24 protein-coding genes and 1 pseudogene are annotated in these 26,472 nt (G+C 53.0%); 15 read left to right on the top strand and 10 right to left on the bottom strand.

Annotated features, from left to right (window positions below; translation table 11 throughout):
- Window positions 1-73 precede the first annotated feature (73 nt).
- Window positions 74-1,729: a glucose-6-phosphate isomerase gene (gene pgi / locus BN8_RS05750; RefSeq protein ID WP_040005482.1), complete on the bottom strand. Its 1,656-nt coding sequence runs from the start codon at window positions 1,727-1,729 to the stop codon at window positions 74-76.
- A 179-nt stretch (window positions 1,730-1,908) separates the two neighbouring features.
- On the opposite strand from pgi, the gene BN8_RS05745 reads away from it, so the two are divergent.
- The gene (locus BN8_RS05745; RefSeq protein ID WP_009280870.1) at window positions 1,909-2,757 is read left to right on the top strand and encodes a 2OG-Fe(II) oxygenase; all 849 of its coding nucleotides are present in this window, start codon (window positions 1,909-1,911) and stop codon (window positions 2,755-2,757) included.
- An 84-nt stretch (window positions 2,758-2,841) separates the two neighbouring features.
- Window positions 2,842-4,503 carry an ArnT family glycosyltransferase gene (locus BN8_RS05740; RefSeq protein ID WP_009280869.1) on the top strand — a complete coding sequence of 554 codons (1,662 nt, stop codon included), beginning with the start codon at window positions 2,842-2,844 and terminating at the stop codon, window positions 4,501-4,503.
- A 53-nt stretch (window positions 4,504-4,556) separates the two neighbouring features.
- Here the strand turns inward: BN8_RS05740 and BN8_RS05735 are convergent, their stop codons facing one another.
- Together BN8_RS05735 and BN8_RS05730 are read right to left on the bottom strand one after the other, a co-directional pair.
- Window positions 4,557-4,958: a hypothetical protein gene (locus BN8_RS05735; protein ID WP_009280868.1), complete on the bottom strand. Its 402-nt coding sequence runs from the start codon at window positions 4,956-4,958 to the stop codon at window positions 4,557-4,559.
- Window positions 4,959-5,386: 428 nt separating this feature from the next.
- The gene (locus BN8_RS05730; protein WP_040005481.1) at window positions 5,387-5,710 is read right to left on the bottom strand and encodes a hypothetical protein; all 324 of its coding nucleotides are present in this window, start codon (window positions 5,708-5,710) and stop codon (window positions 5,387-5,389) included.
- 172 nt (window positions 5,711-5,882) lie between these two features.
- Here BN8_RS05730 and BN8_RS05725 point away from each other — a divergent pair.
- Window positions 5,883-7,346: pseudogene (locus BN8_RS05725) on the top strand (IS1182 family transposase); the annotation flags it as partial.
- Window positions 7,347-7,396: 50 nt separating this feature from the next.
- Here the strand turns inward: BN8_RS05725 and BN8_RS33860 are convergent.
- Window positions 7,397-7,603, bottom strand: a complete 207-nt coding sequence (locus BN8_RS33860) for a PLDc N-terminal domain-containing protein (RefSeq protein WP_040005480.1) — start codon at window positions 7,601-7,603, stop codon at window positions 7,397-7,399.
- Window positions 7,604-8,120: 517 nt separating this feature from the next.
- Here BN8_RS33860 and BN8_RS05715 point away from each other — a divergent pair.
- The 3 genes from BN8_RS05715 to BN8_RS05705 all read left to right on the top strand — a co-directional run bounded on the left by BN8_RS05715 (window position 8,121) and on the right by BN8_RS05705 (window position 10,806).
- A complete protein-coding gene (locus BN8_RS05715) occupies window positions 8,121-9,059 on the top strand; it encodes a hypothetical protein (RefSeq protein ID WP_009280866.1) in 939 nt (312 codons plus the stop codon).
- 19 nt (window positions 9,060-9,078) lie between these two features.
- The gene (locus tag BN8_RS05710) at window positions 9,079-10,092 is read left to right on the top strand and encodes a glycoside hydrolase family 113 (protein WP_040005479.1); all 1,014 of its coding nucleotides are present in this window, start codon (window positions 9,079-9,081) and stop codon (window positions 10,090-10,092) included.
- A gap of 69 nt (window positions 10,093-10,161) precedes the next feature.
- Window positions 10,162-10,806, top strand: a complete 645-nt coding sequence (locus BN8_RS05705) for a hypothetical protein (protein WP_009280864.1) — start codon at window positions 10,162-10,164, stop codon at window positions 10,804-10,806.
- Window positions 10,807-10,835: 29 nt separating this feature from the next.
- Here BN8_RS05705 and BN8_RS05700 read toward each other — a convergent pair whose 3' ends face one another.
- Complete coding sequence (locus tag BN8_RS05700) at window positions 10,836-11,684, bottom strand: AraC family transcriptional regulator (protein ID WP_009280863.1); 849 nt, start codon at window positions 11,682-11,684, stop codon at window positions 10,836-10,838.
- A 131-nt stretch (window positions 11,685-11,815) separates the two neighbouring features.
- Here BN8_RS05700 and BN8_RS05695 point away from each other — a divergent pair, with 131 nt between their 5' ends.
- The 3 genes from BN8_RS05695 (at window position 11,816) to BN8_RS05685 (ending at window position 14,657) form a co-directional block, all read left to right on the top strand.
- Window positions 11,816-13,024 (top strand): MFS transporter, encoded by a 1,209-nt coding sequence (locus tag BN8_RS05695; RefSeq protein WP_009280862.1) that lies wholly within the window; start codon window positions 11,816-11,818, stop codon window positions 13,022-13,024.
- Between the two features lie 122 nt (window positions 13,025-13,146).
- Window positions 13,147-13,809 (top strand): HAD family hydrolase, encoded by a 663-nt coding sequence (locus BN8_RS05690; protein WP_009280861.1) that lies wholly within the window; start codon window positions 13,147-13,149, stop codon window positions 13,807-13,809.
- 71 nt (window positions 13,810-13,880) lie between these two features.
- A complete protein-coding gene (locus BN8_RS05685) occupies window positions 13,881-14,657 on the top strand; it encodes a peptidase associated/transthyretin-like domain-containing protein (RefSeq protein ID WP_009280860.1) in 777 nt (258 codons plus the stop codon).
- On the opposite strand, the gene BN8_RS05680 is transcribed toward BN8_RS05685, so the two are convergent.
- The 3 genes from BN8_RS05680 to BN8_RS05670 form a co-directional block, all read right to left on the bottom strand.
- A complete protein-coding gene (locus tag BN8_RS05680; protein ID WP_009280859.1) occupies window positions 14,626-15,150 on the bottom strand; it encodes an MOSC domain-containing protein in 525 nt (174 codons plus the stop codon). The genes BN8_RS05685 and BN8_RS05680 overlap by 32 nt on opposite strands.
- A gap of 12 nt (window positions 15,151-15,162) precedes the next feature.
- Entirely contained in the window at window positions 15,163-16,266 is a 1,104-nt protein-coding gene (locus BN8_RS05675) for a glycoside hydrolase family 5 protein (RefSeq protein ID WP_040005478.1), read from the bottom strand.
- Window positions 16,267-16,336: 70 nt separating this feature from the next.
- Window positions 16,337-19,063, bottom strand: coding sequence for a DUF5686 and carboxypeptidase regulatory-like domain-containing protein (locus BN8_RS05670; protein ID WP_009280857.1), 2,727 nt, complete (start codon window positions 19,061-19,063; stop codon window positions 16,337-16,339).
- 256 nt (window positions 19,064-19,319) lie between these two features.
- Here BN8_RS05670 and BN8_RS05665 point away from each other — a divergent pair, with 256 nt between their 5' ends.
- Window positions 19,320-19,697: a RidA family protein gene (locus BN8_RS05665; protein ID WP_009280856.1), complete on the top strand. Its 378-nt coding sequence runs from the start codon at window positions 19,320-19,322 to the stop codon at window positions 19,695-19,697.
- 11 nt (window positions 19,698-19,708) lie between these two features.
- Entirely contained in the window at window positions 19,709-20,827 is a 1,119-nt protein-coding gene (locus tag BN8_RS05660; protein ID WP_009280855.1) for a D-TA family PLP-dependent enzyme, read from the top strand.
- Window positions 20,828-20,953: 126 nt separating this feature from the next.
- Here the strand turns inward: BN8_RS05660 and fbaA are convergent, their stop codons facing one another.
- On the bottom strand, window positions 20,954-22,033 hold the full coding sequence (gene fbaA / locus BN8_RS05655) for a class II fructose-bisphosphate aldolase (protein ID WP_009280854.1): 1,080 nt from the start codon (window positions 22,031-22,033) through the stop codon (window positions 20,954-20,956).
- 219 nt (window positions 22,034-22,252) lie between these two features.
- On the opposite strand from fbaA, the gene BN8_RS05650 reads away from it, so the two are divergent.
- From BN8_RS05650 to BN8_RS05640, 3 genes are all read left to right on the top strand, one after another.
- Complete coding sequence (locus tag BN8_RS05650) at window positions 22,253-22,798, top strand: hypothetical protein (RefSeq protein WP_144051595.1); 546 nt, start codon at window positions 22,253-22,255, stop codon at window positions 22,796-22,798.
- Between the two features lie 200 nt (window positions 22,799-22,998).
- On the top strand, window positions 22,999-23,802 hold the full coding sequence (locus tag BN8_RS05645; RefSeq protein WP_229367759.1) for a sugar phosphate isomerase/epimerase family protein: 804 nt from the start codon (window positions 22,999-23,001) through the stop codon (window positions 23,800-23,802).
- 145 nt (window positions 23,803-23,947) lie between these two features.
- Complete coding sequence (locus BN8_RS05640) at window positions 23,948-25,525, top strand: hypothetical protein (protein ID WP_229367756.1); 1,578 nt, start codon at window positions 23,948-23,950, stop codon at window positions 25,523-25,525.
- Here the strand turns inward: BN8_RS05640 and BN8_RS05635 are convergent.
- Window positions 25,494-25,724, bottom strand: coding sequence for a DUF2905 domain-containing protein (locus BN8_RS05635; RefSeq protein ID WP_009280850.1), 231 nt, complete (start codon window positions 25,722-25,724; stop codon window positions 25,494-25,496). The two genes, BN8_RS05640 and BN8_RS05635, sit on opposite strands and share 32 nt — an antisense overlap.
- Window positions 25,725-25,941: 217 nt before the next feature.
- On the opposite strand from BN8_RS05635, the gene BN8_RS05630 reads away from it, so the two are divergent.
- Complete coding sequence (locus BN8_RS05630; RefSeq protein WP_009280849.1) at window positions 25,942-26,472, top strand: L-threonylcarbamoyladenylate synthase; 531 nt, start codon at window positions 25,942-25,944, stop codon at window positions 26,470-26,472.

The following is a 26,472-nucleotide window of genomic DNA, read 5'->3' as shown; positions in this document are numbered from 1 at the left end:
TTTATATAGTGAATAAAAAAGGGTGTATCCGCTCGGACACACCCCATATAACTACTTATGACGTATGATGTTTTTAGATTTTACGTAACTGCTTAAAACTATTAATCAGACCGTTAGTAGAACTGTCGTGATTGCTTATTGGCGTATCATCCTGAAGTTCAGGCAAAATCCGGCTCGCCAGTTGCTTACCCAGCTCAACGCCCCACTGGTCAAAACTGAAGATATTCCAGATTACTCCCTGCGTAAAAATCTTGTGCTCGTACAGCGCGATCAGGCGGCCCAGCGTGCGTGGTGTCAGCTTTTGAAACAGAATCGAGTTGGTTGGCCGGTTGCCCGAAAACATCTTGAAGGGAGCCAGTTTCGCAATCTCGTCTTCGCTCTTGCCGGCTTTGCGTAGCTCTTCGGCGGCTTCTTCCTCTGTCTTGCCGTTCATCAGGGCTTCGGTTTGCGCAAAGAAATTGGCCATCAGAATCTTGTGGTGATCGCCAATGGGGCGCTGGCTAATGGCCGGGGCCAGAAAATCGCACGGAATTAGCTTCGTGCCCTGGTGAATGAGCTGATAAAACGCGTGCTGCCCGTTGGTGCCCGGTTCGCCCCAGATAATCGGGCCAGTCTGGTAATCTACCGGGTTACCGTCGCGGTCCACCGACTTACCGTTACTTTCCATATCGCCCTGCTGGAAATAAGCCGCGAACCGGTGCAGATACTGATCATACGGTAGAATGGCCTCCGTCTGCGCCCCGAAAAAATTGTTGTACCAAATGCCGACCAGCGCCAGAATCACCGGCAAATTCTGATCGAACGGCATATCACGGAAATGCTGGTCCATATCGTGCCCACCGGCCAGGAGTTCCTCGAAGTTATCGAACCCGACGTACAGCGCAATGGACAGCCCGATGGCCGACCAGAGCGAATACCGACCACCGACCCAATCCCAGAAACCGAACATATTTTCGGTATCAATGCCAAACTTCGCCACTTCCTTGCTGTTGGTCGACAGGGCCGCAAAGTGTTTGGCAATGGCCGCTTCGTCCTTAGCCGCATCCAAAAACCACTGGCGGGCAGTCTGGGCATTGGTCATCGTTTCCTGCGTCGTAAACGTTTTCGACGCGATCAGAAACAGCGTCGTTTCGGGTTTAACCGTCTGGAGCGTTTCGTAGATATGAACGCCATCGACGTTGGACACGAAATGCACCCGCAGGTTCTCGCTGGCGTACGGCTTCAGGGCTTCCGTAACCATGACGGGGCCGAGGTCGGAGCCGCCGATACCGATATTCACAACATCGGTGATGGCTTCGCCGGTGTACCCTTTCCACTCGCCCGATCGAACACGCTCGCAGAATGATTTCATGCGGTCGAGAACCTCATTTACCTCCGGCATAATATCCTTGCCGTCGACATTAATCGGCGTATTCGACCGGTTGCGCAGCGCTACGTGCAGCACCGCACGGTCTTCGGTCTGATTGATGCGGTCGCCGGAAAACATCTTGCCGATCGCGTCTTTCAGTTCCGCCTGTTCGGCCAGTTGCAGCAACAGTCCAAAGGTCTCGTCGGTGATTCGATTCTTGGAGAAGTCGAGCAGAATGTCCTCAAACCGGCGCGAAAATTTCGTAAACCGCTCAGAATCTTCGGCGAAGAGGTCACGCAGATGCTGTTGATTAACGGTTTCGTAATGGCTCTGGAGCTGGGCGTAGGCCGGGAGACTGGTGAAACGGTGATTGGCGAGCATGGGGATTGAGTTTTGGTTTGTGGTTTGTCGTTTGTAGTTAAGTGCGGTCGCTGATAACGACAAACCACAAACTCTTTTTCGTCGGCGCGAATATCGGCTAATTCTTCCATCGACTGCAATCTTTTTGCTCAGAATACGGTTTCGTTGGCAACAGCTTTGTTTCTCGTTACCTTTGCTCAATGAATACGACCGCTGCCGATACGCTTTTCGACTATGACCGCTGGCAAGCTTCTCTTCCAACCGATGCCCGCGTCTATCAGCACAATCAACCCTATCCGCACATTGCGCTGGAGAATTTTCTGGAGGAATGGGCTGCCGAGAAGGCATTGTCCGAGTTTCCGGCGGTAGGCGATGCGGGCTGGATTCACTACGTACACGTCAACGAGAAGAAGCATGGCCTCAACAAGATGGACCTGCTGCCGCCGTTTATTCAGACGGTGATTCGGGAACTGAACTCGCCCCGATTCGTTTCGTACATCAGTCAGTTGACCGGTATTCCAAATTTACTGCCCGACGATTCGCTCGAGGGAGGTGGCCTGCACCAGTCCAAGCGCAACGGCTTCCTGAACGTTCATGCTGATTTCACGGTCCACCCGCACAAGCGCAACTGGCGTCGGCGCGTGAACCTCCTTATTTACCTGAATCCCGACTGGAAGCCCGAATACCGGGGCGACCTCGAACTCTGGGACCGGCAGATGACCGGTGTGGTGCAGAAAATTGCGCCGATCTTCAACCGCTGCGTCATTTTCAATACCGACGAAGATTCGTACCACGGCCTGCCCGACCCGATTCTTTGTCCGGAAGACATGACCCGCAAATCCATTGCACTGTATTATTTCACGGAGGAAGCCGTAACTCCTACGCTCCGGGCTACCAATTACAAAGCCCGCCCGGACGATGGTGCTAAAGCCATTCTGATCTGGCTGGACAAGAAAGCCGTGGCAACCTACACAACTATCAAACGGACGCTGGGCATCAACGATGCGTTTGTCAGCCGGGTGCTGCGTTTTCTGGGGGGCAAGAAGTAATACCGTTTCCGAACCATTTTTGCCTAATTTTACGGCCCCGCAGCTTCGGCATGTGGGGCTTTTTCGTGGTTAACAGTTTTGTTGATGAACCAAAAACTTTTCTTTTCCATCCTGTTTGGCGTGCTGGGCGCCCTGTTATTCATCCCGTTTCTGGGGGGCGTTCGTCTGTTCGACTGGGATGAGATCAATTTTGCGGAGTGTTCGAGGGAAATGGTTGTGCTGGGTGATTACCTCCGTGTCCATGTTGACTTTCAGCCGTTTTACGAAAAACCACCCTTCTTTTTCTGGTGCCAGTCGCTGGCGATGCACCTGTTCGGTACGAATGAGTTTGCGGCCCGTTTCCCGAATGCCGTCTGCGGCATTATTACGCTCATCTACCTGTATAACCTGGGTTATAAGCTGCATGGCCATCGCTTCGGACTGCTCTGGTCGCTGGCTTATCTGGGTTCCGTTACGCCCCACCTGTATTTCCGCTCGGGTATTATCGATCCGTTTTTCAACCTGTTCATTTTTATCGGACTGGTCAACCTGATCTTTGCCTCCTGGAAGCGCGAAAGCCTGTCGGGCATCAAGCTGCCACGTAGCGTGTGGGCCTATTTATTCATCGGGGGCTTTGTACTCGGCATGGGTATCAACACGAAGGGACCGGTGGCGTACCTGATCGTTTGCCTGACCCTGGGCGTTTACTGGATTCTCAGTCGTTTCCGGTGGTTTATCACGCCCATCCAATTTGTTTTTTATTCAATTGCCGCTACGCTGGTTTCCATAGCCTGGTATGGTCTGGAGACGTATCTGCATGGACCGACGTTCATCCGCGAATTTCTGACATACAACTTCCGCCTGTTCAAGCAGCCCGACGCTGGCCACGCCGGCTTTCCGGGATACCACTTTATCCTGCTGTTGGTCGGCTGTTTCCCGGCGTCCATCTTTGCCATTCGCGGGCAGGGACCGCTATTCATCGAGCGGCCGTATCAGCGTGAGTTCAAGCGCTGGATGCTGATTCTGTTCTGGGTCGTACTGATTCTATTTACCATCGTACGCTCTAAAATTGTGCACTATTCGTCCATGTGTTACTTCCCGCTGACGTACCTGGCTACACTGGTCCTGCTGCAACTGGAAGACAGCAAAATCCGGATGGATGTCTGGATGCGGGTTGGGCTAATCGTTATAGGTGGTATTTACGTACTGGCTACTCTGGCGCTGCCGCTGCTGGCCCTCTACGGCATGGACTACGTCCGGGCCGTGGCCGATCAGGATGCGTTTACGCAGGGTAATCTGAACGCCCAGGTTAACTGGACGGGGTGGGAGTTACTACCGGGCGTGTGGCTGCTGATCGTACTGATCGTAAGCCTGCGGTGGTTCAACCAGCGTGAAACATCACGGGCCATTGTGACCCTGTTTGGCGGAATGGCCGTGTTCATTACGCTTACGCTGTGGTTTTTTATCGGCCGAATTGAAGCTATTTCGCAGGCGGCTGCCATGCGTTTCTTCGAGAGCGCGCAGGGCAAAGATGTATACGTCAAAGCGTTTGGCTACCGGAGCTACGGTCCATTCTTCTACACCCAGAAACCACCGGTCACCAACCCGAACTATTACAATCCCGACTGGCTGGTACGGGGCAAGATCGACAAGGACGTCTGGTTCAGCCAGAAGGTGACTGAGCAAACGGCCCTGGATTCCCTGCCGTACATCAGGAAGTTGAAAGAAGAAAACGGCTTTAAGTTTTTCGTGCGAAAGGCTCAGTAAACGTCCGGGCCAGGCAGGGGCGCTCCGCTGGCGCGGCCTGGCCCGGACATTAATCAGGACCGCACAAAGAGCGCCTGCGCCATCATCCGCAGTCGACCGTGAGCGACGTAGGCCCAGATCAGCAGCAAATACATCGAAAAATCCTGATAAGATACCGGCAGGGCGGTGTTGTTAAAATAGTAGCGGGTTGAGGTATACACCAGTTCCGGCGTAAACCCAACCAGGTTTTCGTAGCCTAGCATGAGCGTCAGGCCCAGGACAAAAAAGAGGTATTTTGATTGACGGAGCAGCAGCAGAATAGCCGATACGCCCGTGGCAGCAAAACCAACGTAGTGCTTCCAGGTAAGGAGCAGATCGGTGGTAGAAGCGACGTAAACAGAATACAATTGCGCGATCGTCAGTACGGCAAGAATGATGGCGTAGCCGTAAAACTCCTTTAATTGGGCTCGTTGCATAAATGTTACAGAGGGTAAAACGTATTGTACAGTCGGTGAAACTATAAAATTAATCCAAAAACCAATCACTCATATCGACTTTACAGAATTATTTACCTGTATTTGCTTCTTTCTAAAAATTAGTATCTCATTCTTATTCACCACCTTAATACCCTTCCGGCTAGAGTTTGTAAATTCCGATGGCTTAACAAAACACCAGTGGCTGTTGCAAAAGTCGCTATTCACCTATGGTAGCTCCATGAACAGGGCATTTTCAACAAATAAATAGCCAGAAATTGACGGGTCGATTAGGCAATTTGTATCCAGTCCAGACTTTTGCAACAGCCACTGTAGTTATAGAACTACTCAACAAAAAGTACAAAACACACTCGGTAGCGGTTGCCGAGTATGTTTTGTACTTTTTGTAGGTTTTGGCAAATTGAATTCAGTTATTTACCCGCTCTCTTTGTTGTTATGAGCACTACGCCGTTTTTGCCTTTTTGCCCAAATTGACTAACTAAATCATTGGTTGAAGCTGGCGAAAGGACCTTGATATGATCAATTTGGTTAGGGTTAAGTTTACCCTGGCTATTCTCATCAAGATATCCCTTCTCTACATTATCAACTATCAATAGAGGTGGTCCATCAGCTCCTTTCAAGAATTTACTAGTGGTCGGTGACGGAGGAATACCATTACTAACCTTGCTACAGCCAATAAAACTGAACGTAAGACAACTGATTAATATAGTCAAGACAATATGTTTATGTTTCATAACCTAAGGCTTTGAAGGTTGAGAAAGTAGAATAAGTCTCTAAATATCAGAATAATACTAATTTGAAACACAAGGTGTTTAGTTAATCTTTGATATTATTTCCAGACCCGTTCTATAACTATGGTGGCTGTTGCAAAAGTAACACCTTGAGGGCGTAGTAGGTTAAGAGCCTATGCTCGGCTATCATCCATCGAACACTTCGCTGGCTAAACTCCTGCCAGCTCATTACTTCTATCTCCAATTGCTACAGGAGGTCGACTTTAGCTTCATCAGGCCCCTGTTTGAGCCCTTCTATAGCACCATGGGACGACCATCTATCGATCCGGTGGTGTTCGTCAAGCTGCTGCTGGTTGGCCACTTTGAGAACAGCACATCGGATCGTAAACTACTTGACCTGGCTAAGCTGCATCTGGGCATCCGCACCTTTGTTGGCTATGGGCTAGAGCAGCCCTTGCCCTGCCACAGCACCCTGTCACGGACCCGCCAACGCATCCCGGCTACGGTCTTTGAAGCTTGCTTTAGCCACATCGTCGGCTTGTGCATCCACAAAGGGCTTGTCAGCGGCCATACGCAAGTCATTGATTCGGCTTATATCAAAGCCAATGCGTCGATGAGCCGGCTCAAACCCAAGCCTGCCATCTGGTCGTATGAGACCAATCCCAGGTTAGGTAAGCCAAAGGCCCCTCGGCTAACCGCTTCGGCAGATCGTTTGCAGCACATCCACCGGTTTCACAAGAACATCCGGAAAGCAGCGCCCAACAAAGCGGGGCAACTTGTCAGCAATCTCACTCATTACAGTCCCACTGATCCCGATGCTCGCATTGCCTTCAAAACGGGAAAGCCCCGCCAATTAGCGTATATGGCCAGCATAAGCGTCGATGCCGCTCAGCATGTAATCACCCATATCGAGGCTGGCTCGGCTGACCGGCGCGATAGCCGCAACTTACTGCCGATTGTCGATTCAACTCAGGCCCGTTTAAAGTTTTTTGGTCTACTAATGAACACTGTAGTGGCCGATGCTGGGTATTGTTCAGGGGAGAACTATGAGTTATTGGAAACCAAGGGACTGACCGGCTTCATTCCTCCTCATGGCAAGTACAAAGACGAACGGCCTGGCTTTCACTATGACACTAGAAGTGATAGTTACACCTGTAGTCAAGGCAAACGCTTGGCCTTTGACAAGTTATTGATCGATAAGCAGGGTAACCCCAAGAAGCGATACTTGGCTAAGACCTCTGATTGCAGGGGCTGTCCTATCAGTGAAGAGTGTAAGGGTAAGAAAGCCAAGGAAAAGCGCCTGCATCATACCTACTACAAAGCTCAATACGAACGAATGATGGGTCGGTTATCAAGTCGACTCGGCAAGCGCATGATACGCATCCGTTCGGCAACTGTGGAACCCGTCTTAGGCAGTCTGATCAACTACTATGGTCTACGCCAAATTAATTCCCGGGGCCGAGAAGCCGCAGCTAAGGTGATGTACGTGGCGGCCATGGCCTACAACTTGAAGAAGTTTATGCGCTTTACGCCGGCTGAACAAAGCGGAATGGTAATTGCCCTACCAGTACCTGATCAGTTCTATTGTATACTGATCTACTTTTGCAACAGCCACTATGAATATGTTATTCGATTAGAACTATTTGTAGCCACAATCAAGATAAAAGCTGAATATACAAATAACCCAACTTACGACTTTACAGAATAGATCTGTTTTCTAAAAATGAGATAGACAATCCAGCCGAGAGGAATAAATAGAATGACGAAGCACCAAACTGTCTTTATTTTGAAAGATATCGCATCTCTATAAAGCTGGACTAAGGCATAAATAGGTCCAAGCAGTTGAGTCAATACGATGATCTGCCAAAGGATAAGAGCTGAGTTAGGCGATAGCATATCTATAGAAATTGAGTTGTTGTATAAGTGCTGTGGCTGTTGCAAAAGCCTTGAATGGCCAGAATTTGCTCGATCTGCCCGCCAATTTCTGGCAACTAGCCAGCTGAAAATAGCCGGTTAACCGAGCTGCCGTAAGCGCGTATCGACTTTTGCAACAGCCACACCAGTTTTATTAACCTCCCGGGCCGATGCCCAACGATGATGCTACTGATGAACGGCCGGACAGCTACGGTCTCTACATAAAATAGTACAATCCGACCGAGTCCTGTTGTTGTACCGTTAACACAACGTTTGCCGGCCGACAAGGGCTTGTTTTTAGGGGAAAAGATTGGCGCTGAATATTCATTAAAAAACCAGTAAAATCGCTCCGATTACTACCATACATCAGGTAATGTCCGTTTTTTTGGCCAATCGTCAAACCTTTCGCCCTGCCGTTTCGTAAAAAGAATACGTATTCAACGCAAACAAATTTATTTTTTGCGCTTTTTTGTCTTTTTAACTATCCACCTATGTAACTATGAACAATTTTTTACAATCTATTGCTTCAAAGCTAAAACGACTTAGTTCGATTGGCTTGTCCCCACCTGCGTCTTATCCTCCCCTCCCCGAAGCGTATCGTTTATTAAGTGAGACCACTATCTACCAACGCAGTTATGAACACGTCGAAGCCCTCGAAATTCATTACGATTACGATACAAACGGGCTACTGACGAGCCGCCGATTGTTGCGGTACGGTCCCGTCCCCTACTCTTCCGAAACGCGCTATACGTACAGCCAAAATAATTATCTGCTGTCGCTGATAGAGAGCGAACAACTCCAGACCGATAAGCGAGAAATACAGATCGTTGAAAGTCAGTTTACGTATGATTACCCCAACCGGCGACTTATCCGCGAAACCGAAAACCATCGTCCGACCGGCGACGTACCCTACCAGGATGTGACCGAATACATCTACAACGCCGATGGTATGCTCAGCCAGATTATGTATTCGCTCCGCGAACAACCCCATTTCCAGGTCGATCGGGTGTATAGCTTATCCAGGCAGGGTATTGTTTCCGAACGCTCGCTGGTCACGGATCTTCGGGATTTCACTCAGAAATCGTTTTCCCGGCGTTGTCGCTACGATACCAGCGACCGCCTGATCCGAATCAGTGGGGATACCTACCGCATACAGTTCCGTCATCAGACGGTCGGCCGGTCGGTCGAAGTTGCGAAAGGGGAATTTAAAGGACACCCTGTGGTTCCTTATTTCCCATCAGATATTGAAAACAGATGGATTAACAGCTACGGTCTCTTCCGGGAGTCGGCCTTTTCCGACGTGTATGGTAATCGCTCCCGAACTTACTACGACCACCAGTTGAACGAACACGCTCTTCCCGCCGAAACTACCGAACGCACCCTCTGGCGCGATGGGAATACTGAACTCATCCGCCGGGCCTACACGTATTCCGACTAAGTTTTTGTTAACTTACCGCATGATCAGTCGGGCTATTGTACTACTTCTTGTCCTGCTGGGATGCCAGTCCTCGCCCCCGTTTGTCCATAACGGCCCTAAGCTTAAAGGCGTGAACCTCGTGGCGCCCCGCCAACAACCGGGTCCAGAATCGCTGGAAACGGTACGCGAAACAGGTGGCGAGTGGGTGGCGGTGGTACCCTATGGTTTCTGCCGCAAGAATGAGCCGCATTTTTATTTCAGCGGTAATATGGGCGACCGGGGTAAGTGGCAGTGGTGGGGCGAAACGCCGACGGGGGTGGCCGAGACCATCCGGATGGCCCGGCAGCAGGGCTTGAAGGTGATGCTGAAGCCGCACGTCTGGATGCAGGGCGGTTCTCACCTCGACCTGACTTTCGATCGCGAAACCGACTGGCAGACGTTCGAAGCCGACTACCGACAATACGTTCTGCATTTTGCTCACTTGGCCGATTCACTCGGTGTCGATCTGTATTGCATCACAACCGAACTGGATCGTTTTGCCGTTGCTCGTCCGGATTTTTGGAAGCAACTTATCAGAGACGTTAAAACTATTTACAAAGGGAAACTTACGTACGCAGCGAACTGGGATCGTTACGAACAGATTCCGTTCTGGAACGAACTGGACTACGTGGGCGTGGATGCTTACTTCCCACTTTCCGACAAGCAGGACCCATCTGTCAACACACTGATTTCCAGTTGGCGGCCCCATCTGCGTCAATTAAGGGCATTTAGCTACCGCTTACAAAAAAGCGTTTTGTTTACTGAGTTTGGTTACCGAAGTTGCACGTTCTCTACTCAACGTCCGTGGGAATCTGAGACAGACTGCTCTACCAACGAAACGGCTCAGGCCAATGCCTATGCAGCCTTGCTGGAAGCTGTCTGGCCTCAGCCGTGGTTTGCGGGTGGGTTTGTCTGGAAATGGTTTATGACCGACGCTCACAAAGTCCGCGAACGCGATCAGTTCAGCCCGCAAGGCAAATCGGCCCAGGTCGTTCTCCGTAAAAACTGGCAGTAGCGCACAATACCGGCCGGCCTTTCTGCGACACTATGTATACCTATTAGCTATAGCCTACTGGTACGCCGGATGAAAAACGACATATTGCTCATAGGTCAGCGACGTAGCATACTGAGCGCCCTGACCGACGCCCTGGCTGAGGATAACCTCCGGGCTACGTACACGAATGCCATCGCAACGGCGCACATTGACTTCAACGGTAGTGATTTTGCCCTGGTCGCGTTTGGTCGGGGGGTCACCAGCCAGCAGCAGGCGACCATCCGGGCTACGTTTTCGGCTCAGAATCCGCAGATTCGGTTTGTGGAGGGTCTGGCTCCTATCATCCCGTTGCTGAAAGACCAGATTCGGATCGATCTGGCCCGGCAGCCAAATCAGATACCGCTGCTGAGTAGATTTGATTACACGCTGACGTATGCCCTGCGGGTTCTGGTCGATGTTCGGCGCGACTGCCTGGTAAAGCTGACCATCTATCACCTCAATTCATTTTTTAAGGCAAGTCAGGTCGCTGTACTTACCCGACGGCTGACCGCCGGCAAACACATTCTGTCCGTTGATCGGAAGCAGTTGGGCAGCTTCGGCACAAACTTTCTGGTACTCACCATCAACGACAGCGGACTGTATGTTCGCACCTGCAACGTTCCGCTGACGATTATGAAGAACCTCCTTGCCAAACGCCATGCGGCCAAAAGCTATCCCGCTTCTCCGCATCGTTGACCTTGCCAGGTCTTACCGCAGACTAGTTTTTAACCAACCAGTGCCTTTCGGTACGCGCTTGGCGTCTGGCCCGCAACGCTCCGGAACGTCTTGTTGAAATGCGACAGGTTATTGAATCCCACCGCAAACCCGACATCAGCCACCGTCCGCGACGAATGAAGCAATCGCCGGGCCTGATTAACCCTATATTCGTTCACGAAATCAGTGAAGGTCATCTGCGTCATCCGCTTGAAATACCGGCAGAACGCTGGTACGGTCAGGCTCACCAGATCGGCCACGGCCCGGATGTCCAGCGGCTCAGCGTAGTGTCGCTCAACGTACTGGTAGACCCGGTTGATGCGTTCCTGCTCCCGGATATTCAATTCAAACCGGACGCCATCGGCTTGAAGCGACTGTACATCCGTAGCGACCGATAAGCGTTGCAGCACCTGCAACAGGGTCATCAGACGGTCAAAAGGCGACAGGTCCGGAAGCTGCTTCAGCAGCGGTCCCACGGCCTGTTTGGTTGCTGCTCCAAACGACAGCCCGCTATGCGACCGCTCAAATAGCCACCGGACGCTGCCCAGTTCGGGTCGCTGCATAAACTCGCCCCCCATGAAATCCTCCCGTAGCTGCACCACAATTTCGTCGTGCTGTTCCCGCTTGTTATAGCTGAAGTTCAGGTGCGGCAGGTTGGGACCGATGAATACCAGTTCGCCGTCTTCGTACTGCGACAGGTGCGTACCGATCCGTCGGCGGCCGTTCCCGGACGGAATGTATACAATCTCGTGTTCGGGGTGGTAATGCCAGTAAAACTTACAGGTTTCGGGTGCCGTCAGATGGACAATCTTGAACGAGCTTCCAGCTTCGGGCTCAACTTTTTCGAACTGAAGACGCATGATCTTGTGCGGTTATATTACACCCTCATTAACCAAATATACGCCTTTTTCGGTCACTCGAAGCAAACTCAGCATCATAACCGGTAAATTTGGTGTCAGGCTTAGCCTGATTGCACCCCTATATTTGTATCATGAATTCAACCATCTCAACACAAAATTGGCGGGGCAATCTTTTCGTGAGAAACCTGCTGACCTTCTTTTCACATCAGCAGGCCCGGGCGGTTGGTCTGGTTTTTTCGTCGGAGAGTATTCTGATGGCAAGTTGGGGTGCCCACATCCCTTACGTTAAGCAGCAACTGCACCTTTCCGACGCTCAACTCGGCATGACACTATTCGCGCTTCCGGTTGGTCTGCTCATGATGAATCCGCTGACGGGCTGGATCGTTGCGAAGCTGGGCGAAGCCCGCGCCTGCCTGTGGTCGGCTGTTCTGCTTTGCCTGAGTATCCTGATTCCCATCAGTGCCACGCACCCGCTGGTGCTTTGTTTCGGTTTGTTTTTACTGGGCTTAGGGGCCGCGCTGATCAACGTAGCCATGAACACCTGCGCCACCAATATCGAACGGGCCGAAGGTATCGTCATCATGTCGTCCTGCCACGGTATGTGGAGCCTGGGCGGGATGGTCAGCGCCGGACTGGCCGGGATCGCCATTGCGCAGCACATACCGCCGTTTGTACACATCGCGACTGTGGCTGCGCTCATTCTGCTGATGACGTTCCTCGTTCAGCCAGTTCTGGCCGGCATTCGGTCGAGTAACCTGGCGGCTGAAGGTGGAAAAGCGGCCTCATCCTTCGTGCGGCCCAACCGAGACCTGATGCTGATGATTCTGATCGGACTGGCCATTGCGCTCGGCGAGGGAGCGGCTTTTGACTGGAGTGCCGTTTATCTGCGCGAGACGCTGGGAGCCAGCAGCCAGATCGCGCCACTCGGATTTGCCTGCTTTTCGCTGACAATGACCGCCGGGCGTTTCCTGGGCGATGCAATCATTCCGAAGATTGGCGCGAAACGCTGGCTCCAGGTTGGGGCAACCATCGGTACCGTTGGTCTGCTGGTTGCGATCCTGATTCCGTATCCCACCACGGCCTTGCTGGGTTTTGCCCTGCTGGGTGTAGGTTGTTCGCTCGGGGCTCCGATTCTCTACAGTGCCTCATTGCGAATTCCGGGTATTCCGCCTGCCGCTGGTCTGGCTACGTTTGCCACCTTTAGTTTTGTGGGCTTTCTGGCGGGTCCGCCGGTTATCGGTTTTGTGGCCGAAGCGTTTGGGTTAGCCCTCGGTCTGGCGTTTGTCGCCGTAGTGCTGTTAGTTTCAGCCGTCCTGGCGAGACTGGTAAATTTATTTTAATTGCCTTATTTAACCGCAAAGACGCAATGTAGTAACCGCAAAGAGCGCAAGGAAAGCTTACTAATTATAACCCTTGCGATCTTTGCGAAGCCTTTGCGTCTTTGCGGTAAAAAACCACTTTCATGAAAGCTGTAATTTTTGACATGGATGGCGTCATTGTCGACACCAATCCATACCACCGTGACACCTGGCGAGCCTACTACGAACGCCACGGCAAAACCCTCACCGACGCGGACTTTATTACGTACGTGTCCGGCAAACACAACAACGACATCGTCGCGCACCTTTTCGCCGACAGGCCTCTGTCAGCCGCAGAAACCGCCGTGATTGCTTACGAAAAGGAAGCTCTGTTCCGCGACGTGTACCGGCCGCATATCAAACCCGTGCCCGGCCTGCCCGATTTTCTCAAAGCATTGAAAGCTGCCGGGATTCGCACGGCCGTAGCGACCTCGGCCCCGGTCGAAAACCTCGATTTTGTAGTGGATGAGCTTGAACTCCGGCCCTACTTCGATGTGCTGCTGAACGAAAGTCTGGTTAGCCGCCCTAAACCCGATCCAGAGATTTATCAGAAAGCGATGGAATTGCTGAACGTAGCCCCAACCGACAGCATCGTGTTCGAAGATTCCTTTCCGGGTATCAGGGCCGGGAAAAGCGCCGGGGCTTATGTCGTTGGCGTCGCAACTACCCAAACACCCGACGAGCTACAGCCGCTTGTTGACGATGTCATTGCCGATTTTACAGAAATGACCCCGGCCCGGCTACAACAACTCCTTAAGGTTTTTTAACAGCGGTTAAACCTTTCGGGCGCTCAAAAGTCTCTACCTTTGTTGATTCCTGCACAACAACCCGTTTGAGCATGCGCCCGCAAGTCTTGTTTATCCTGTTTCTGCTTTCTGGGCTTTTCGGAGCAACGGACAGGTCGTGGGCACAAGGGGGCAAATACGTTGTCGGTACGGTAGTTGACCAGACCACAAAACAGGGAGTTGATCGGGCAACGGTAATTAACAAGCGAACCCGCCAGCGTGCCCGCACCAATACGGCCGGTCGATTCTTCATTACGGCCAGCCCCGGCGATTCGCTCATTATGACGAGCCAGACCTACAGCCGGGTAGGTATCCGCTTCGACGGCTCCGAAAACCCGCAGATTGTTGCCAAAGCGCTGCCGCCGATGCCCTACCGCGTAGTGGATTTGCAGGAGGTGACCGTAACGGCCAAACGCTACGAAGAAGTTAAGCGGGAGATTCAGCAGGTGCTTGAGGAGCCAACAGCTTCCGAGAAAGTGACGGGCGAACAAGCCTTCAACCGGATTGCCGACGGAGCAGGCGTAACGCTGCTGTACGAACTGTTCGCCAAACGCCCGAAAACAGACCGGAAAGCGTACGTCATTATGCAGGAAGACCGACGGCACAAACTGGCGGTTGAACGGTTTCGGCTGCTGGTCGATCAGGCCACCGACCTGAAAGGCGAGGATGTCGACCGTTTTCTTGATTATTGCGATTTGAGCGACGAGTTCCTGCTCCGCTCTTCCGACTACGAGCTGATCAATACGATTCAGCAACTCCGCAACCGCTACCGGAATGGCTTCAACCGACCCAGCCGAATCACGGCTGATCCGGACGGTCGGCAGGAATAGCCCCCGCGACAGCCAGCTCCACCCGGACCGGATCGCCTACCCGAATTGTACCGCCGTGAATGACCCGGGCCGTTAACCCACCGTGGCCCCGCATGGCATTGTAGCCGCCCGGCCCTAGGTTCTCTTCCATGCGCGAACAGGGGTGACACTGACCCGTTACCTGTAACACGACCTCGTCGCCAAGTCGAAGATAGTGATCTTTCAGAGCCAGCAGGTTGAGCCCCGATACAACGAGGTTACGGCGAAGTTCGGCCGGATCGACACGGTCGCGGCCCACGTAGGCGGCAATGGCCGGCAGGTGTTCGGCCTGAATGAGCGTTACGTGCCGATTCCCGCTCCGGCCACTGTAGTGATCGCCAACAAGCCCTGCTTTGTCGGATACAGGTACCTGATCGACCACCGTAACGATACCGCGCCGTTCGGGCCGAATCCCGATCCACTCGATACGGCCCGAACGCGGAAATACCTCAAATAAGTCTTTTATACTTTGCACGAAGTCGATTCGTCAATACGTCTGTAGTAAAGCCAGCATCTTCTCATCCAGTTGCTGGCCTTTGTATTCCTGGTACGCTACGTCTTTACGGCCACTGTTGAGTACGCCAAATTCGCCCCTGAAATTCCATAAAGACCAGCCCCACCCGGCTTCTTTCCAGAGTTTGAGCTGATCTTCCATCCAGCGTAGCGCCACATCGTGCGGAGTACGGTTGAAGCAGCCCCATTCGCCGACGTGAACGCCAACGCCCTTTTCCTGTAATTTTCGCCAGGGTTCAATGGCAAACGACCGCAACGTATTGGCATTCCACGTTACGTTCATCCAGTTGGTCGGCCAGGCGGGCGCGGGCCATTCGCTGCTCATCGGTACCCACGACGCCTGATAATGGCTCACGTTCATGGGCATATAGCCACGTGTACTCTGGCCCAGGTTCATGCCGGTAAGTCCGTACACCGGCTGCGTACCGTATTGCAGCCCATCGGCAATGATGAGCCGGTCGGGGTCAACGGAACGAATGGCATCAACCAGCGCCTTGATTACCCGGACGTAGCTGGCTTCGTCGACATTGGCCGGCTCGTTGATCAGGTCGAAGCTCACTTCGCGATTCGGCCGGCCTTTGTAGCGTTCGGCGAGGTGTTTCCAGTGAAAAACGGCCGCTTCCAGTGCCCGCTCGTCGGTCCAGAGATTGAGCGGTTCGGCGGGCGGATTCACGCAGTAGCCCGGAATGCGGTGCAGATTCAGGTTCGTGTGAACACCGTGCCGACGACCATATTTCACCGCCCGGTCAACCTCTTTCAGCACCCGCTCGTTTAGTTCGGTCCAGCGGACCGGATCGCCGGGTGCCCAGCACCGGTACGACATCGGCAGTCGAACGAAGTTAAACCCCCAGTTGGCAATCCACTCGAAATCGCGCTCGTGATACGGTCCTTCGGGCACCGGCCCCGACGTACCGGCAACGAATTTTTCGAGCAGGTTGAAGCCCCGCCATCGAGGTAGATTACCGGGCTGCGGATCAGGTAATGTTGGCTTTGGTTTTTCCATGGCAGACCCAGCCGACAACTGACCGATTCCGGCCGCTGCGGTCATCGATGTCCGTATAAACTGACGACGGTGCATACGTAGTAGCCCGGACGCCCCGTCCGGTTTATGTTACAGTTAGTTTGACCAGACGCCCGCGTCCGGGATACTATCGGCCAAATTTGAGCGTCGTACCGATCCGGAAACCCAGCCGCTGGTACTTCAGGTCCTGAAATTGCGAGATAACCTCAATCCGAAACACCGGCAACACCTGCGGAATCAGGCCGTCGAGACCATAGCCAACTTCGGTGTAGTTCTTCAGGGCCGGTGTCCGCAGGTAATGCACGAACACGTTCTCTTTCAGGCCCGTCAGCCGCACCAGGGTGATCTGCGTCAGCAGGAACTTCCGAAATTCGGCCAGTACGTGCCCTTCCAGGTAATTCCGGCCGGTGCTGAACTGGTAATACGGCAGCATCCGGAAGGTCGATACCACATCGCCCTGCTGGAAGAAGAACTCATTCCCGGCAAAATGGTTGAAATCGGGAAAATAGAGTTTTTTGTCGTTCAGGAACGTACCGGCGCTGAGCTGGTAGTTCAGGCGGCTGCGGATGCCGGTCTCGAACGAATGGCTGAGGGTGGCCCGCACAAAGTCATAGTCTACGTCGCTGCCTGCCAGGCCCGAGATGCCTTTGCGGTAGTTCAGGGTCAGCAACGGGCTGTCGTTGGCCCGACGAGCGTAACGCTGACCGTTGCGGATGTAATACTGCGTAGCGCCCAGTCGCGCCGAGGCTGTCAGGTTCAGCACCACGGCCTGATGCACCGGGAAACCCGTATTGGCCAATTCAATATTAGTTGGGCGGTTGGGCGTATACGACCGACCTCTAACATCGACCCGCAGAAACGGCCTGGGGTCCTCCCTGAAGTTGAAAAGCTCTGTTCGCTCCGCGTATTCGAGGCTTCCCGACAACGTAATGCGCTGGTCGAACGGCGACACGCTGGCCGTTAGAGTAGCGTAGTCTTTCTGATAAATTTTCAAAAAATTCTGCTCAAAAAAGGTGGTCGTAAGGGTGTTCAGAGCCGGACTGATCGGATTGTCGGGATTGAACTGAAACACGTACCGCCCGCCCGATAACCCGATCCGGCTGAATCGGTGCTGGTACTGCGCCGTGCCGTAGCCCACCAATTTGTTTGGCCCGAACTGGTAGCGCCCCGTTCCGCCAATCGTCCACTGACGCTGCGGAATCGACCCAAAACGCCGAAGCGTCGAATCTCGCCGGGGGCGATACCGCAGTTGCAGTCCTCCTTCCACGGCGTAGCCCTCAACGGTGTTGTATTCGACCTGCATCAAAGGGCTCGTGTACACCAGAGCCGTTTTCTTATTCAGGTTCCAGGTGTAGCCGCCCAGCAACTGCCCGGGCGAAAACTTGTTAGGTGACCGACGTTTGGTCGTATCCCGGCGCCCGGTACTATCGGTCTTGATCTTTCCAATTTCGCGGACAATCTTAAGACTATCCGATTTTTTGTAGCTGACCGATTCGGCAGTTGTCAGCGGTACCGACCGCAATGAATCCCAGAACGTATTGGAGCGTTTGGTCGCCAGCGAATCGATCACCAGTGAGTCGTCGCGCATGACGGCTACGTCCTCTTTCTTTTTCTTGCGTTCCTCTTTTTCCTGTTTCTCGTATTCCTTAATGAGCTGCTTCAGGTTCTTAGTCGAAAACTCTTTCTGTTTCTTCACCATCTCATCGAACTGACGGCCTTTGATGTCGCGGTTCGACAACGTAACGGCGGGCTGGTCTTTCTTCTCGTCCACAACCCGAACATCCTCCACAAACGCCGGGTTGACCACAAACTCATTAAAAGTCTGATTCCTAACGAACTGCCCGGTAAACTTGACCCCGAAAAACGTACCGTTGACATCGAACCGCTGGTTAACCGGCACCCAGACGCTTTTGACCGGACTGTACAGGAAGCGCGTGTTGACCGTGAATCCCTGAGCACTGATCGTTTCGAGTTGCAGGCTGTGAATGGCCCAGGTATTTTCGATGATGTAGATGACACCCCGGAATACCCCCTCACCGTACTGCCGGGGTATGACCCGAATTTTGTTAATCTCCACGCCCTGTTCGCTGAACGTCCCTTCGTATTCGAACCGGTAGTACGCAAACGCTTTCGGCGACAGGGGCGACACGACGTTGGCCACCGTTGGGCTGTAGAAACTGACGTTATAGTACTGGCTGGGCGTGGCAAAATCGCCGGTTGAGTTGCGGTTGGCCACAATCCGCTGCCGATACGTATTCGGTTGCTGAAACGACACCTCAGCAATTTGTTCATTCAGGATGGGTCGGCCAACTTTAAAATTGGCTTCCTTCTCGGCTTCCTTCAATTGCTTTTTGAACATCCACTCGGCCGCATTGGGCAGGTCCAGCACCGTGAAGGACGATTTGGTATAGACCCGCGCTTTAAATCGATCGATCTGCAACTGGTGGAAGCGGCTTTTAGCAATAGCCCGGCGCATGATGCTATAGGCCGGGTCTTCCTGTCCGCCCCTGGTTTGTACCTCGGCCAGCCGGATTGCCTGCTCTTGCAGCGTAACGTCCAGCGTGACAAACTCATTGCCTACCTCCACAGCCTTCTGCATCGACTGGAAACCCAGAAACTGGAAAACGATTTCGTAGCGCCCCGGTGCCAGCCCGATTTCATAGCGTCCTTCGGCATTGGTGATCGTACCGATCGATGTTCCTTTCACGATAACGGCCGCATAGGGCAGCGCTTCTCCCTTTGCGCTTTTAACCGTACCGCGCAGTCCGGTAGTCGAGCGGGATTGCGGGGGCGTCTGCGCGAAGAGGGCTATAGAACAAAAAAGCACGAGCAGAACGAGTAAGCCATTTTTCATAGGTAGGCGGAATGGTCTATAAACAAGTATAATAAGGTAACGAACAGCGACCGATTTGTACGTGATAAACGGTTGTTTTTATGCACGAACCGGCTTCGCTTACCAGGTTGAAGATGCAGACACAGCCTGAATAGTTGCCCGAAAAGTTTGTTAAAAATTCGTAATCCTGGCTTTCACCGACGGGCAGGCAAAAAATGCTTGGCCCCCGACAATCTTTCGGTTTTCTTTGCCAGTCCAAGCGCATCTTCTGTATAACATGCACGAAATTCAGGTACCTAACGCACTGCCCCCGGCCGGTCACTACGCCCCGGCCGTTGTCCATAACGGGCTGGTGTTCGTCTCGGGCATCTTACCTAAAAACCTTCAGACCGGCGAAACGTATAACCTGCTTCCCATTGAGGAGCAGGCCCGGGTCGTACTTCAGAACCTGGCAACGATACTCGACGCAGCGGGTTCATCGCCGGAAAAAGTCCTGAAAACAACGGTGTACGTAGCCGACATTGATCTGTGGCAACGAGTCAACGCTGTATACGCCAGCTTTTTCGGTGCTCATAGACCTGCCCGGTCCATCGTGCCGGTCCCCAAATTGCATTTTGATGTGCTGATTGAACTGGAAGCGGTTGCGCACCAATAACCCATTACAACATGACGAACGACACCGCCTGGTACACCCTCAACAACAGCTACGAACTGGATACGCCCTCGCTGGTAGTCTACAAAGACCGGATCGCGGGCAACATCCGGCAGATGATTCAGATTGCCGGCGGTCCCGACCGCCTGTACGTCCACGTTAAAACCACTAAAACGCCCGAAGTCGTGCAGATGCTGCTGGCGGCCGGCATCACAAAATTCAAATGCGCCACCATTGCCGAAGCCGAGATGGTGGCGCAGGCGGGTGGAAAGCACCTCATCATTGCCCATCAGTTAGTCGGCCCTAAAATCGAACGGCTGATCCGCCTGCGTCAGCAGTATCCAGCGGTGTTTATGGCGTCGCTGCTCGACGATGCTGACAACGCGAGGCTGCACAACCAGCTTTTTGGAGAACACGGACTGGTGGCCGACGTATTCATCGACATTAATAACGGCATGGATCGCTCGGGTCACCTGCTCGACGCAGAGCTACTGCCTTTTTACCAACTGCTGCAAACCTTATCAAACGTACGCTCCCACGGCCTGCATGTCTACGATGGCCACATCCGCGACGCTAACTTCGCCGACCGGCAACGAACCATCGATCAGGGTTTTATGGACGTAGCGGTTTTTCTGGAAACGCTCGAAGCGAATGATCTGCCTAAGCCTATGGTCATAGCCGGAGGGACGCCTGCATTTACGGCCCACGCGCTGCGAGCCGATACGTATTGCAGTCCCGGCACCTGCGTGTTCTGGGATTGGGGCTACGGCGATCAACTGACTGAGCAGCCATTCAACTACGCGGCTCTGTTGCTGACCCGCGTGATCTCTAAACCGAAACAGGGTTTAGTAGCCATTGACCTGGGCCACAAGGGCGTAGCGGCCGAGAATCCCATCGACAAACGGGTGCGCTTCCTGAACCTGACCGGCTATGAACTGCTCAGCCAGAGCGAAGAACATGGGGTGCTGCAAGTTGAGGACTGGGACGCACTTCAGGTAGGTGATCTCTTGTACGGTGTACCGTATCACATCTGCCCAACCGTCAACCTGTACGAGGAATTGTACGTAGCCGAAAACCAGGAAGTCCGCGAAACCTGGCAGGTGACGGCCCGCAAACGGCGAATTACTGTCTGACGGACCATCGTCAGACGTGCCCCCTGCCAGGAAACATCAGTCGTGCCGTCTGACGTGGTCCGCCACCCTATAAAACAGAAAGCCGACGTACTGCGGAGTACGTCGGCTTCGGCCAGGCCGGAGATTTTACGCCAGGCGGTTGATGCAGTTCAGATCTTCGAACGCAACCGTCAGGCGCTTCACCATGCTTTCTTCCCCTTTGCGCAACCATACGCGCGGGTCGTAGTATTTCTTGTTCGGCGAATCCGCTCCTTCAGGGTTGCCGAGCTGCGCCTGCAAATACGCTTCCTTCGCCTTGTAGTAGTTCAGAACGCCTTCCCACATCGCCCATTGCATATCGGTGTCGATGTTCATCTTCACGGCACCGTACTTGATAGCTTCGCGGATTTCCTCGCGGCTCGATCCTGATCCGCCGTGGAACACGAAGTTCACCGGCAGCGGTCCCGTACCGAAGTGCTGCTGGATGTAGTCCTGTGAATTCTTCAGGATGATCGGCTGGAGCTTTACGTTACCGGGCTTGTAGACACCGTGAACGTTACCGAATGCAGCCGCAATGGTGAAGTTCGGCGAAATCTTGCTCAGCTCTTCGTACGCGTGGGCCACTTCGGCCGGCTGGGTGTACAGTTTAGAATCGTCCACGTCGGAATTATCGACGCCGTCTTCTTCACCGCCCGTTACGCCCAGTTCAATTTCCAGCGTCATGCCCATCTTGGCCATCCGCTCAAAATACTTGCACGAAATCTCGATGTTCTCTTCCAGCGGCTCCTCCGACAGGTCGAGCATGTGCGACGAGAACAGCGGCTTACCGTACTGGTCGAAGTGGCGCTCACCAGCTTCGAGCAGACCATCAATCCACGGCAGCAGTTTTTTGGCGCAGTGGTCGGTATGCAGGATCACGGGCACGCCGTACAGTTCGGCTACGTTATGGATATGCAGTGCGCCCGAGATAGACCCCGCAATGGCCGCCTGCTGCTTATCGTTCGGCAGACTTTTGCCGGCGTAGAAAATTCCTCCACCGTTCGAGAACTGAATGATTACGGGAGAATTAACCGCTTTAGCCGTTTCCAGAACGGCGTTGACAGAGTCCGTACCAACAACGTTAACGGCTGGCAGCGCGTAGTCATTCTCATTGGCGTGACGGAAAATTTCGGTGACGCCGTCGCCGGTGACAACGCCCGGGGCAAATCGGGTGGCGATTTCGCTCATAACTCAGAGGAAAAAAGGTTTGATTAGTAACTCATCCCAGAAAATATTGACTGAAACCAAGCAGACAAATTTTTCTATTTCGAGCCGGTAAAGTACGTGATATTGCCGATAAAATGCTACTATCGTGTGGTGCTATGTTCCTTCAGACCAATGATTCTAAACTGGCATTTACTTCTTCTGCTCACATTACTACTCCCTGTAAGCTGGGTGCGCTCTGACGTGGCAAAAACAACTCTACCGGTTGCGTCCACTGATTACGTCATCTATGCTCAACTGATCGATGCGGATAGTCAATGCGGCCACGAAACGGACCAATCACACCAAAACCGGCTGGTATTAATCAACCGGACAACGATTACACCGACCGCCGACTCACTCGATGAATTTGATGAGTTGACTACGTTCAGGCGATTGGCAACAGAGTACGTGCTTGATACAGATTGGCGTTCGTTCCTGAAAGGTATCAACCATAGAAAGTTTACGGAACGTACTCTCTCAACGTTGCCGAAACTGCAATGTCGACAAGCTGCTTTTCTCCCTCGTCGATCTGACCAGCAAAGCTTCCTTGACCTTCAGGCGACTTACAAAAACCTGGAAAAACTCATTTACCTATCGCAAGTAGTCTACTCGCCCGACCGAACGAAAGCTATTTGTTTCTACAGTGAAACCAGTACGTCCGACGGCGGCTCCGGCAGTTGCTTCCTGCTTGAGAAACGTAATAGTATCTGGTTTATCAAAAAACGAATTTCACTTTGGCTTTCCTAAAACCTGGTGCATTTGTCCTGGCCAAGCTCCAGCTTGGCCCGTGAGGGATTGATTTAATTTTTCACACAGGCCAAGCTGGAGCTTGGCCAGGACAGGTCTGCATCTCACTACTTAATAAATCGGCGGCTCCACACATTTCCTGAGTTGACCAATAGGGCATTTTCCGGTTACTTTGCCAGCACATAAACCCTTAGTATACCGTGACGACCAAGTTCTTCTGCCCAATGTGGGGTATGGAAAGCCTCTCCTACCCCGAAGCCGCCAAACGTGTGAAAGCCGCTGGCTACGACGGCATGGAAATTGCCGCCGGCCGCGACAAACGCCAGGAAGCCGTTACCGTGATGCGCGACAACGGCCTCAGTGTCATTCTGATGGCCTTCGGGGGCGGAAAAACCTTTGCGGAACATAAACAAACGTTCCGCGACGACCTGCTTCACATTGCGTCGTTTAAGCCGCTGTTCATCAATTCACATACCGGCCGCGATTACTTTACCTTTGAGCAGAACGGCGAACTGATTCAGGTGGCGCTGGAGGTTCAGAAACAAACGGGCATCCGGATTTTGCACGAAACGCACCGGGGTCGTTTTACCTACAGCGCCCCGGGTATTCAGCACTATCTGCTCAAATTCCCGGATCTGCGGCTTACGGCCGACTATTCGCACTGGGTCAACGTAGCAGAATCGTACCTCGACGATCAGGCCGACAACGTTACCCGCGCTATCGACCGTAGCGACCACATCCATTGCCGCGTCGGGCATCCGGAAGGGCCACAGGTCAACGACCCCCGCGCCCCGGAGTGGAAAGATGCCCTCGAAAAACACGCCCGCTGGTGGGACCAGATCCGCGAACGGCAGCAAAAAGCCGGGGCCAATACGGTAACCGTTACGTGTGAGTTTGGTCCGGCAGGGTATTTGCCCACGTTACCGTACACCCAGCAGCCCGTTGCGAGTCAGTGGGATGTGAACGTGTTCATGAAAGATTTTCTGAAGAAACGGTGGGCGTAGTGAGCCAGGAGCAAAGGGCTTGGGGCAAAGGGTTTAGGGCGAAGCGTAGGGTTTACACACGTCTATCACCTTTACCCCAAGCCCTTTGCCCTAAACCCTTTGCCCCAAGCCCCCTGCCCTTCGCTTTTTTTATTATTTTTGACTAATGATAACAGGTTGTCGTCATATCGGCTGGTTGTTGGTGCTTTGGCTGGGTATGGTCAATCCGGTTCGCGCACAACTGGCCCATTCGCTCCGGTTGGAACTGGCCTCCAATCCGAACGAAGAAGAAGCCTTCGACGTAACGCCCCTGGCCGAACGAGGAGTGCTGGTTACGATCCGGACCGGTGCCTTTTACGACAACACCCCCGCCCATTTCCGCTTTCAGAAATACAATACTGACCTCAAACTCATCTGGCAAACAGAGTTCAAACAGGACAGCCGGTATCGCCCCATTCAGTCGTTCCACAACGACCGGTATCAGTATCAGTTATTTCGGGAGCCGGATACGGATCACTTTCAGTTCATGCGGCTGAATCTCGACGACGGCACCACCGAGACCTTCGAAGGTAATCTGATCGAACCGTTCGACATACGGCATTTTAAAGTACTGGGCAACCAGGCCTACGTTGGCGGCTACCACCATAACCGACCGCTGGTTATGTCGTTCTCGTTCTTCGACCGGTCAACGAAGGTGCTACCCAGTCTGTACGTTAACCACATGGAGATAAACAGTCTGGAGGTAGACGAGAGCCGGCAAGAAGTACACGTACTGGTTCATACGCTCCGGCGCGGCTGCCAGTTTTCGGTCCGGACGTTCTCCTACGAAGGCAAGCTACTGCGCACGCTGACATTCGATGATGCCCAAAACAGTCTGATTTCGGGTAAGCTATTGCCGGTTGACGAACACGAATCGCTGCTGGTCGGCAACTACTCCACCGACTGTACGCCTTACTCACAGGGCATTTACGTTACCCGCATCCGGCACAACGCCCCTGGTCGAACCGACGTAGCTGAATCGGCTGGAGAGGACATCCAGTACATCGAGTTTTCGCAGTTAAAAAACTTCTTTAATTACCTCAAACCCCGTCGGCAGCAAAAGATGCTGGCGCGGATGCTGAAGAAAAAGGAAGAAGGCAAAGATGTCAAATTCCGCTACCGGCTGCTGGTCCATGACCTGAAACCGACTCCCGAGGGCCTCACACTTGTAGCTGAGGTATATTATCCGCAATACAGTGGGGCCAGTTTGAACGGAGGTGTGCTACGGCCCACCAGCAGGTACGTCGAAGGATTTCGGTATACCCATGCCTTCATCTGCGGCTTTGATAAACAGGGCAAGCTATTGTGGGACAACTGCCTGCCTATCAAAGAGCTGACCAGCCCTGACCTGCTTGAAATGGTGCAGGTATCCCAGCAGGGCGATCACATGGTGCTGGCCTACCCGAACGAAGGCGAAATCAACACGGAAGTGATTCAGGGCAGCAAGGTGTTGAAGGAAGTCGCGAATTATAAGCTGCAAACCAACTCCGAACAGGACAAAGTGACGTTTTCGGCGCAGGATAACCTGTCGGCCTGGTACGACAGGCATTTTCTGGCCTGTGGGTTTCAGAAGATCGCGGCTGAACGTAATCTCACCAACCAGCGCGAGGTGTTTTACATTAATAAGCTGACTTACGATCCCCAGTCTGCCACCGATAATTCAACCGAATCGGCTAGCCAAAAAACTTCCGGATCAGGACGATGAGCAGATTCAGGACAATACTTACGACGATACACGTCACGATGGGGAAATAAAACCCGCCACCGTTTTTACCCTCAATCCGGATATCACCCGGCAACCGGCCCAGCCAGTTTAATTTATCCCCGAAGAAGTACACCACCACCCCGACGAGCAGAATCGCGGCCCCGATCAGGATGATGTATTTGCCCACAGTTGGCGTCATGTGTTAAACGTACTAATTACGGCCTGATAACGCACCGTCTGTCGGCATGGTTCTCCGGACTAACACTGCTTAAGCACTGCATTTGCGTATCATCACCCCAAACCCTTAAAGATCGTCAGTGCATCGGAAAGGATTCCTTACCCTAAAATCTCACCTGAACCCATACGAACTTATTGGTAGCGCCCAAACCTGACGTATCTTTGCGGGTTATTAAATCATGGCCGTAAACACCCGCGATACCGTTTATCAACTCCGGCAGGGACAACTCGTTGCCCTGGCCGACGAAACCGGCTGGTCAATAGCAGCCGACCCGGTTAACGACGACGCTGTTCGGCAGTTGCTGACGGTTATGGCAACCGCTCCGGCAGGGTCAAGACCCACCGTGCTGATTCCGAACACGGATATGCTCGGGCTATACGTGGCCAGGGTACCCGACATTGCGTTCGATTTGGTCGAGTTTGCAGAAAACCCACTGACCGTGGTGTATCAGCAAGGCAAAAACCTGTCGCCGGTCCTGCTTGACCAGCAGCCGGAGGTCGCCGTTCGCCGGTCCTTGAACGCCGATGTGCAGCGGCTCCTGGGTAGTTTGGGCCGTGGGCTGTTGATCATACCATTCGAAGCGCAGGCACTGCCGTTGGTGGCCGAGGGTCTTGTGAACAATCGATTTGGTACGCCACCAGCCACCCTGACCAAACCCAGAATCCTTCGGCTGGGACTGGGTGGAGAAGTAGAATTTTTACGAAAATAG

Source organism: Fibrisoma limi BUZ 3 (assembly GCF_000296815.2).
Taxonomy (GTDB): domain Bacteria; phylum Bacteroidota; class Bacteroidia; order Cytophagales; family Spirosomataceae; genus Fibrisoma; species Fibrisoma limi.
This window is presented reverse-complemented; position numbering and strand designations above follow the sequence as displayed.

Coding starts and splice junctions, on each gene's coding strand:
- BN8_RS05695 (WP_009280862.1), top strand. CDS start 11,816: ATGAATTCAACCATCTCAACACAAAATTGGCGGGGCAATCTTTTCGTG.
- BN8_RS05670 (WP_009280857.1), bottom strand. CDS start 19,063: ATGAAAAATGGCTTACTCGTTCTGCTCGTGCTTTTTTGTTCTATAGCC.
- BN8_RS05745 (WP_009280870.1), top strand. CDS start 1,909: ATGAATACGACCGCTGCCGATACGCTTTTCGACTATGACCGCTGGCAA.
- BN8_RS05690 (WP_009280861.1), top strand. CDS start 13,147: ATGAAAGCTGTAATTTTTGACATGGATGGCGTCATTGTCGACACCAAT.
- BN8_RS05710 (WP_040005479.1), top strand. CDS start 9,079: ATGATCAGTCGGGCTATTGTACTACTTCTTGTCCTGCTGGGATGCCAG.
- BN8_RS05700 (WP_009280863.1), bottom strand. CDS start 11,684: ATGCGTCTTCAGTTCGAAAAAGTTGAGCCCGAAGCTGGAAGCTCGTTC.
- BN8_RS05685 (WP_009280860.1), top strand. CDS start 13,881: ATGCGCCCGCAAGTCTTGTTTATCCTGTTTCTGCTTTCTGGGCTTTTC.
- BN8_RS05735 (WP_009280868.1), bottom strand. CDS start 4,958: ATGCAACGAGCCCAATTAAAGGAGTTTTACGGCTACGCCATCATTCTT.
- BN8_RS05715 (WP_009280866.1), top strand. CDS start 8,121: ATGAACAATTTTTTACAATCTATTGCTTCAAAGCTAAAACGACTTAGT.
- BN8_RS05640 (WP_229367756.1), top strand. CDS start 23,948: ATGATAACAGGTTGTCGTCATATCGGCTGGTTGTTGGTGCTTTGGCTG.
- BN8_RS05665 (WP_009280856.1), top strand. CDS start 19,320: ATGCACGAAATTCAGGTACCTAACGCACTGCCCCCGGCCGGTCACTAC.
- fbaA (WP_009280854.1), bottom strand. CDS start 22,033: ATGAGCGAAATCGCCACCCGATTTGCCCCGGGCGTTGTCACCGGCGAC.
- BN8_RS05730 (WP_040005481.1), bottom strand. CDS start 5,710: ATGAAACATAAACATATTGTCTTGACTATATTAATCAGTTGTCTTACG.
- pgi (WP_040005482.1), bottom strand. CDS start 1,729: ATGCTCGCCAATCACCGTTTCACCAGTCTCCCGGCCTACGCCCAGCTC.
- BN8_RS05675 (WP_040005478.1), bottom strand. CDS start 16,266: ATGCACCGTCGTCAGTTTATACGGACATCGATGACCGCAGCGGCCGGA.
- BN8_RS05630 (WP_009280849.1), top strand. CDS start 25,942: ATGGCCGTAAACACCCGCGATACCGTTTATCAACTCCGGCAGGGACAA.
- BN8_RS33860 (WP_040005480.1), bottom strand. CDS start 7,603: ATGCTATCGCCTAACTCAGCTCTTATCCTTTGGCAGATCATCGTATTG.
- BN8_RS05740 (WP_009280869.1), top strand. CDS start 2,842: ATGAACCAAAAACTTTTCTTTTCCATCCTGTTTGGCGTGCTGGGCGCC.
- BN8_RS05635 (WP_009280850.1), bottom strand. CDS start 25,724: ATGACGCCAACTGTGGGCAAATACATCATCCTGATCGGGGCCGCGATT.
- BN8_RS05705 (WP_009280864.1), top strand. CDS start 10,162: ATGAAAAACGACATATTGCTCATAGGTCAGCGACGTAGCATACTGAGC.
- BN8_RS05660 (WP_009280855.1), top strand. CDS start 19,709: ATGACGAACGACACCGCCTGGTACACCCTCAACAACAGCTACGAACTG.